At 28.6% G+C, this 7,157-nt stretch carries 9 protein-coding genes; 8 read left to right on the forward strand and 1 reads right to left on the reverse strand.

What is annotated here, in order from left to right:
- Together LRB30_RS05285 and LRB30_RS05290 are read left to right on the forward strand one after the other, a co-directional pair.
- A partial coding sequence (locus LRB30_RS05285; RefSeq protein ID WP_231020001.1) for a DUF244 domain-containing protein occupies positions 1–200 on the forward strand: 200 nt, incomplete at its 5' end.
- 52 nt (positions 201–252) lie between these two features.
- A complete protein-coding gene (locus tag LRB30_RS05290) occupies positions 253–678 on the forward strand; it encodes a DUF261 domain-containing protein (RefSeq protein WP_012644089.1) in 426 nt (141 codons plus the stop codon).
- 5 nt (positions 679–683) lie between these two features.
- On the opposite strand, the gene LRB30_RS05295 is transcribed toward LRB30_RS05290, so the two are convergent.
- Positions 684–1,460: a tyrosine-type recombinase/integrase gene (locus LRB30_RS05295; protein ID WP_231020003.1), complete on the reverse strand. Its 777-nt coding sequence runs from the start codon at positions 1,458–1,460 to the stop codon at positions 684–686.
- A 430-nt stretch (positions 1,461–1,890) separates the two neighbouring features.
- On the opposite strand from LRB30_RS05295, the gene LRB30_RS05300 reads away from it, so the two are divergent.
- The 6 genes from LRB30_RS05300 to LRB30_RS05325 form a co-directional block, all read left to right on the forward strand.
- Complete coding sequence (locus LRB30_RS05300; protein WP_231020006.1) at positions 1,891–2,418, forward strand: Erp family outer-surface lipoprotein; 528 nt, start codon at positions 1,891–1,893, stop codon at positions 2,416–2,418.
- 27 nt (positions 2,419–2,445) lie between these two features.
- On the forward strand, positions 2,446–3,120 hold the full coding sequence (locus tag LRB30_RS05305; protein WP_231020007.1) for an ErpL protein: 675 nt from the start codon (positions 2,446–2,448) through the stop codon (positions 3,118–3,120).
- 486 nt (positions 3,121–3,606) lie between these two features.
- Positions 3,607–4,173: a DUF603 domain-containing protein gene (locus LRB30_RS05310; RefSeq protein ID WP_231020010.1), complete on the forward strand. Its 567-nt coding sequence runs from the start codon at positions 3,607–3,609 to the stop codon at positions 4,171–4,173.
- A complete protein-coding gene (locus LRB30_RS05315) occupies positions 4,170–5,522 on the forward strand; it encodes a PBSX family phage terminase large subunit (protein WP_231020012.1) in 1,353 nt (450 codons plus the stop codon). The genes LRB30_RS05310 and LRB30_RS05315 overlap by 4 nt, the downstream gene beginning before the upstream one ends.
- Positions 5,523–5,587: 65 nt before the next feature.
- Positions 5,588–6,814, forward strand: a complete 1,227-nt coding sequence (locus LRB30_RS05320; RefSeq protein WP_231020014.1) for a phage portal protein — start codon at positions 5,588–5,590, stop codon at positions 6,812–6,814.
- A gap of 15 nt (positions 6,815–6,829) precedes the next feature.
- Positions 6,830–7,157, forward strand: a 328-nt coding sequence (locus LRB30_RS05325) for a DUF1357 family protein (protein ID WP_231020016.1), incomplete at its 3' end; no start/stop codon positions are given.

Below are 7,157 nucleotides of genomic sequence, written 5' to 3' on the forward strand. Positions count from 1 at the left end.
TCAAAATGAAAACCCACAATATTAAGAATATATGTCCACTAATTGAGCATGTAAATTATAGGTTTAGAGAATTTGTGTTCACTTTTGATTCTAAGAAAAGAGCAATATCAGATAGATTAAGTGGACTACTACCAACAAGTGGTAAAGTCTTTTTCCCTGGCAATATAGCATTGACAAATAGTGTCAGTGTCCCCATGTGAATGGGTTAGCTAAAAAATTAAAAAAAATAATTTAATATTGGAGGAATAATCAATGCTTATTAATAAAATAAAACAAGACAATAGAACTTTACGACCAGAGATACAAAGGTGGGGCTGTTACTTTTTGTGTCTACATTATTATACAAGTCTATTTAAGAAACGTGAATTTAGTGCGTATGAGATAAATGCAGCGTATTATAGATTTATAGGACTTGGATACATTAAGAGTAATTGTTTTATTATAAATCCATGTATGATACTTAATTATTACGGAATTAGAAGTAGCGTGAGATATGAATCTTTAAATTATTTAGGTGCAGCCAATGAATTTGAAATAAGTGAAGTTAAAATCGATAAGGTTAATGGATATCACTTTATAGCAACAAAAAATAAAGAAATATTATATGATTCACTTGACTTGAAGCCTCGTGGGAAAATATTTAAAGTAACTTCAAAGCGTATATTTAGACTAAAGTAGTTTTTTTAAAGTTTAAGGTTATTTTTCATGCATTTATAAGCTTGAATTTTATTAGCAGCAGAGAGTCCATAGATATTATCAATTTCGGAAGTTGAATAATACTTCATAAGTTCTTTAATTTGAAAAGAATTATAACCATTAGATTTTAAATATGAAATAAACAAATTTCTAAATAAATGAAGTGATTTATTAGCACGAAATCCTGACTTTTTGAGAAGATTTTTGAATTTATTAGAAATATGGATAATGCTAATTTGATTATCTTTAAATTTATGTTTAGTTTTTTGGAAAAGATAAGTACGCCGAGGGTCAAGATTTTTTTCATTAAAGTAATTTTTGTGAGCTTTTTGAATAGCATCAAATTCTACAGATTTTATGACAATTTCTCTAATGCAAGTGACATTTCTTTTTTTAGCTACATTTACTTTTATATTGTAAAAAGTTTCTCCAGTTTTGCTTAAAAAGGGAGTAATATCTTGCATTTTTACTTTTTGCAGTTCGGCACCTCTGCAGCCACTTATTGCCAGTAGATGTAAAAACCAACCAGAAATTGGGTCAATTTGTTTTAATGTTTTAACGCATTTTTCAATTATTTTGATAATTTTTTGATTCAAATAAAACTTTGGAGTTGGTTTTGAAGCTTTTTTAGTAGGCTTAGAAGAAATTTTTAGTGAATTTTTAAGAATTTTGTTTTCATTTAATACATTTTGATAGTCTTGGAAGAATTTGAGCATAAAGTCTATATTGAAATTATTTAAATTAAAATAATTATTAGTTTCCATAAAATCCTCTCCTTTGAAGTGTTACTTTTAAATTAAGTAAAAGTAATAAAAATTTAATAAAAATGTAATTTATATTTTATCAAAAACCCAAAATTTTAGTCAAATTTATGGTGTTCTCATTGCATGCGAAATTTGGGTTGTGGAGTGGCTGTGATAAACAGAAGAGGCAATTTTTAAGGTGTGGACTTAAGAAAGACTAGATACTTTAAGTGATATATAGCAAAGACTTTGAAATTTAATTTGTATGTGTTTTCTAGTCTTTTGTAATGATTAGGGCATTTGCAATGGAGAGATTTTTGAGAGTTGATTAAAATTACATTTGAAGTTTGTAACAATGTAATTTGAAATGTAACAAAATTAGATATTTAAAGCTTTAAAGAATTGTAATCATTAGGGTATTGCGTTATTATTAAGACTTACGGAGTAACTTATGAATAAAAATATAAATATAAAAATGTTTATTATTTGTGCTATTTTTGTTGCTTTGATAAGTTCTTGTAAGAATCATACTTCATATGATGGTCAAAGTAGTGATGAATCAGAAGTTAAAAATATAAAATTTTCTGAATTTACTGTAAAAATTAAAAATAAAGATACTAGTGGTAGTAACTGGACAGACCTAGGAACTGTAGTTGTAAGAAAAGAAAGAAATGGTATTGAAACTGGGTTAAATGTTAATCCAGGGTACACCGCTACATTCTTTACATTAGAAGAGGCAGAAGTTGCTAACTTTATAAAAGCAATGACTGAGGGCGGGTCATTTAAAGCTAGTTTGTATTATGGATATAAGGATGAACAAAATGTTGCAAACAGTACCAAAAATAAAGAGATAAAAACAAAGATAGAAAATATTGATGGTTCTCAATATATTACATTTTTGGGAGATAATAAGACTACAGGAGGTAAAATTGCTCAATATGCAATACCACTAGAAGAGCTTAAGAAAAATTTAAAATAAAGATACAAAGTAAAGGAGTAAGCAAATATGAATAAGATAATTAAGATAATGTTTATTGTTTGGTTAGTTTTTGCTTTGATAATTTCTTGCAAGAATGATGTAAGTAATAAAGACTTAAAAAGTTTTAAACAAGCTTTAGAAAGTTCAAATTCTAAAATATCTGAAGCCGAACAAGATCTGAAAAAACAAGTTGAAGGATTTTTAGAAATTCTAGAGGCAAAAGATTTATCTAAATTAGATGAAAAAGATACAAAAGAAATTGAAAAACAAATTCAAGAATTAAAGAATAAAATAGAAAAATTAGATTCTAGAAAAACTTCTCTTGAAACATATTCTAATTATGAAGGACAAACAAAAAAAATAAGAGAAAAATTAAAGGGGAAAGAACTTGAAGGCAAATTTAAGACGCTTGAAGAGAGTTTGGTAAAGAAAAAAGGAGAGAGAAAACAAGCTTTACAAGAGGCCAAACAGAAATTTGAAGAGCTTAAAGGTCAAGCGGAATCTACAACTGGACAAACTCAAGGGAATAGAGTTGGTAACCAGAGGAAGTTTGGACAGCAAGCTTGGATTTATGCTCGAGAATTGGGCTTCAAAAATATAACTAATGGTAATAATACTAGCGATATGATTAATGAAGTTATAACTAATTCGCTTAATAAGATTGAAGAAGAACTTAAAGAGGCGGGGGAAGATAAAAAATAATAAAAGAAATGGTTTTAAAAACATATTAATATATAAAAAAACAAGACTAGTTACTGTCTTGTTTTTTTATATATTAATATGTTGAGTAAAAAGAAAAGAATAGATATAAGTATAAATGTAAAACCCGATTTAGGACTAAACAAAAAAAATCCACAAATACCTAAACAACCAAAAAACAAACATAATGATAATGCTAATATTCTATTAAATTTTATATTTTGGTTTTTGATTTCACAATCAAAACAAATTTCAGATTCTGTTTTGAGAGTTTTTTTGCAGAAATAACAATTTTTTTCATCAAAAGTTTTTGACATTTAATGTTGCACCCCTTTATATTTTTATGTGTTTTATGTTTATAAACATTGTAAATATAGATCAGTAATTAATAGGCATAAGTAAGTTAATATTTTTTTGTTAATAATTTGTTAACTTGCGTTACTATTTAGAGTAACAATTTGTTAATTTTGTTATTTTGGGAGAATTTCTTTGAAGAGAACCAAAAGGTCTTTTGATGATTATGTTGCATACTTTAGAGAAGGGTCATTAAGTGATTCAGAAATAGCGGATAGACTGGGAGTTTCTAAAGTAAATGTGTGGAGAATGAGACAAAAATGGGAAAGTGGAGGGGATTCTGATAATGAGGATTCTAGAGTAACAATTAGTGAAGATACTTTTGAACACCTTTTAGCACAAACCTTTAGATCAGAAGTTAGCGCTAGGAAAGTTAGAAGCGAATTGGATTTAGAGCGGGCTAATTTAGAATTAGGGTTTATAAATGCATTTAAGCAATATTCTAGTGTGGAGCTTGCTAGCATGCTTTTTAAAATAGAAAATTTAAAAACTCAAATTGACTCTTTAAATAAAGGAAATAGTAAAAAAAGCAATGAAGTTGTTGATGGAGAAATTGGTTCTTTGAAAAGTGAGCTTAATGACCTTATAAAGGAGTGTTCAATAAGAGAAATGGAGCTTTACTACGAATGTATGAAAAGACTTGCTACTGCTCATGAAGTTGAGAGTAAAAGTAATTATAAAAATAGCAAGGGATACAAGTGAACCTATATCAAACAAAACTTTTTACAACATTTCAAAAACAATACAAAAATAAATATGGAGTTGATATATCACAATTTGTAAAGCTAACAAATTCTTTAATTAATTTTGATAAGTTTGAAGAAAAACAGTTAACTTTAAAGCAAAAAAATGTGATAAAAAGCATTAAAAAGAATAATGAAAAAAAGATTATACTCAGCGGCGGCATAGCTAGCGGCAAAACGTATCTTGCATGTTATCTTTTTCTAAAAAGTTTAATTGAAAATAAAAAGTTATACTCTAGCGATACTAATAATTTTATTATTGGGAATTCACAACGCTCAGTTGAAGTTAATGTTTTGGGACAATTTGAAAAGCTATGCAATCTTCTTAAAATTCCTTATATTCCAAGATATACAAATAATTCATATATTCTGATTGATTCACTACGTATTAATCTATATGGTGGAGATAAGGCAAGTGATTTTGAAAGATTTAGGGGAAGCAATTCAGCACTTATTTTTGTTAATGAGGCTACAACTTTACACAAGCAAACTTTAGAGGAAGTCTTAAAAAGACTAAGATGCGGGCAAGAAACTATTATTTTTGATACCAATCCTGATCATCCAGAACACTATTTTAAAACCGATTATATTGATAATATAGCGACTTTTAAGACATATAAGTTTACAACTTATGATAATGTGCTACTTAGTAAAGGATTTGTCGAAACACAAGAAAAGCTATATAAAGATATACCATCATATAAAGCAAGAGTTTTGCTAGGTGAATGGATAGCAAGCACGGATTCAATTTTTACACAAATAAATATTACTGAGGATTATGTGTTTACTAGCCCAATAGCATATTTAGACCCAGCATTTAGTGTTGGAGGAGATAACACTGCATTATGTGTTATGGAGCGAGTTGATGATAAGTATTATGCTTTTGTATTTCAAGACCAACGACCAGTCAATGATCCTTATATTATGAATATGGTGAAGACTGTTTTAGAAAATTTCAATGTACGCACGCTGTACTTAGAAGATAGAGATAATACTAAAGGTGCCGGTGCGTTGACTCGTGAATATATAATGCTTAGGAGTAATATGAGTCAATATTTTAGAATTGTTCCAGTTAACCCAAAATTTAATAAGCTCAGTAGAATAACATCATTAATTACACCGTTTACTTACAAGAAACTTTACATTGCAAAATACAGTAGTTCTTCTGTATTTGATGATATTTACACTTATAAAGGTGATAACAAAACCCATGATGATGCACTTGATGCACTATCTGCTGCATATTTGATTTTGTCTTTAGGATATAAAGAGTGTCGCCGTAACTTCGGCAATCAAAAATTTTTGTAATTTTTTTTGACAAAAATATTAGTTTTTGCTATTATATATAAAATTTAATAAAAAGAAGTAAAAAGTTGTGTAATTTAAGAAAAGCAAGATTAGTAGATAAAATAAGTTCATTAGAACTGTATAGATATTCAATATTTTTTAGAAATTACATAGAAAATGTAGCAGAAGACTGCCTTAAGAACGGACTTGTTCTTGAGAGTATTAGTCGGAATGTTAGTGAGTTTGAACTAGCTAGGTTAAAGGTACAGCTTAAGAATGCTCTGCTTAATTGTATTATAAGCTACCGTTTTCATGGGATTGGCTATGTTTTAGTAAAAACCAAAGACACTCTAATAGATCTCGAACAACCCGTTAATATAGAATTACCTATTGGTTTTGAATATCTTGATTATGAATCTGTAAGAGATTTAGGAATTGACTTTGATCATATAACCTATAAAGTAAAATCCAACAATAAGAATAATTCTTTAGACGCAGTTAAAATACATAAAAGTCGACTTATCATATATGAAAACTTTGATTATATCTTAAAAAGATATGTTCCGTGTTATACTGAAAGCTTTTTGCTAGATATTTATTTATTTGAAAAGATATACGTAGAAATAGAAAGACGTATTGAAAACCACAATTTTTTGTTTTACAAAGATGAATCTTTAGTACAACTACAAGATGCACTTTCTAGTGCTACAACTTCGTTGAGTGCACTTACTCAGAGCAGCAATAATGATAGGGGAAGTGGCATTTTATCTTCTTTTTTGAGAAAACAAAATTCAAACAATCATAATAAAGATATTTCTAATTTACGCAGTCTTAATGATTCATTAGCACACGAGATTGCTAGGCTTAAAAGCAATCTTAATAATGAGGGAATGTTTTATACGGCTACTCCTAATGCTAGTTTAGAAGTTGTAAAATATGACCTCAGTTATTTGAAGGAGGCGTTAGCACTAATTAAAGCAAAAATTGGTGCAGATACTAAGGAGCCTTTAACTAGAAGTTTTAACGAGCAGGCCAAAGGGCTTGGAAATGATGGTAAGGGCGATAGGAGCAATTATTATGATTTTCTAAAAGGTGTACAAGAACAAGTTGAAAATTCTTGTAATTTAAAGCTTGCAAAGTATTTTGGCCTTGATATGAAGTTCAACTCATTAGTTATGCTAAGTGAAGATCAAAAAGTAGAAAGAGATATAAAGCTAATTGAGCTTTATAGTAAATATAACCAACTTATACAAGGCAGTTCCTTTAATAGTGAGGAACTAGCTATTTTGAAAGAAAAATTATTCTCATTTTGAGAAAGGAGCTAAAAAGTGATTGAAAATGAAGAAAAAGAAGTAATTCAGGCACAAGAAAAAGAGGAATCGCAAATTCAATCTGATACTAAAGTTATAAGTGCTTTAGAATTTGAAGAATATATTCGTCTAAAAGAGCAGGCAAATGCAAAGTCTAAAGAGATAAATCGTGATTTAACTATAAATGAAAGAATAACAAAAGAACTTGCAGAAGTTGAAGAAAGAGAGCGTGTTGAAAAGCAATTGTTACTAGAGGCAGATCGTATAAATGAAATTGATACGCTTGCAAAAGCTCACCTTAGTAATCATTTTAATAAGGAGGTGCTGCTTGCAAAAGGATATACTC

Origin of the sequence: Borreliella americana, assembly GCF_021043605.1 — a bacterium.
Classification (GTDB): Bacteria; Spirochaetota; Spirochaetia; order Borreliales; family Borreliaceae; genus Borreliella; species Borreliella americana.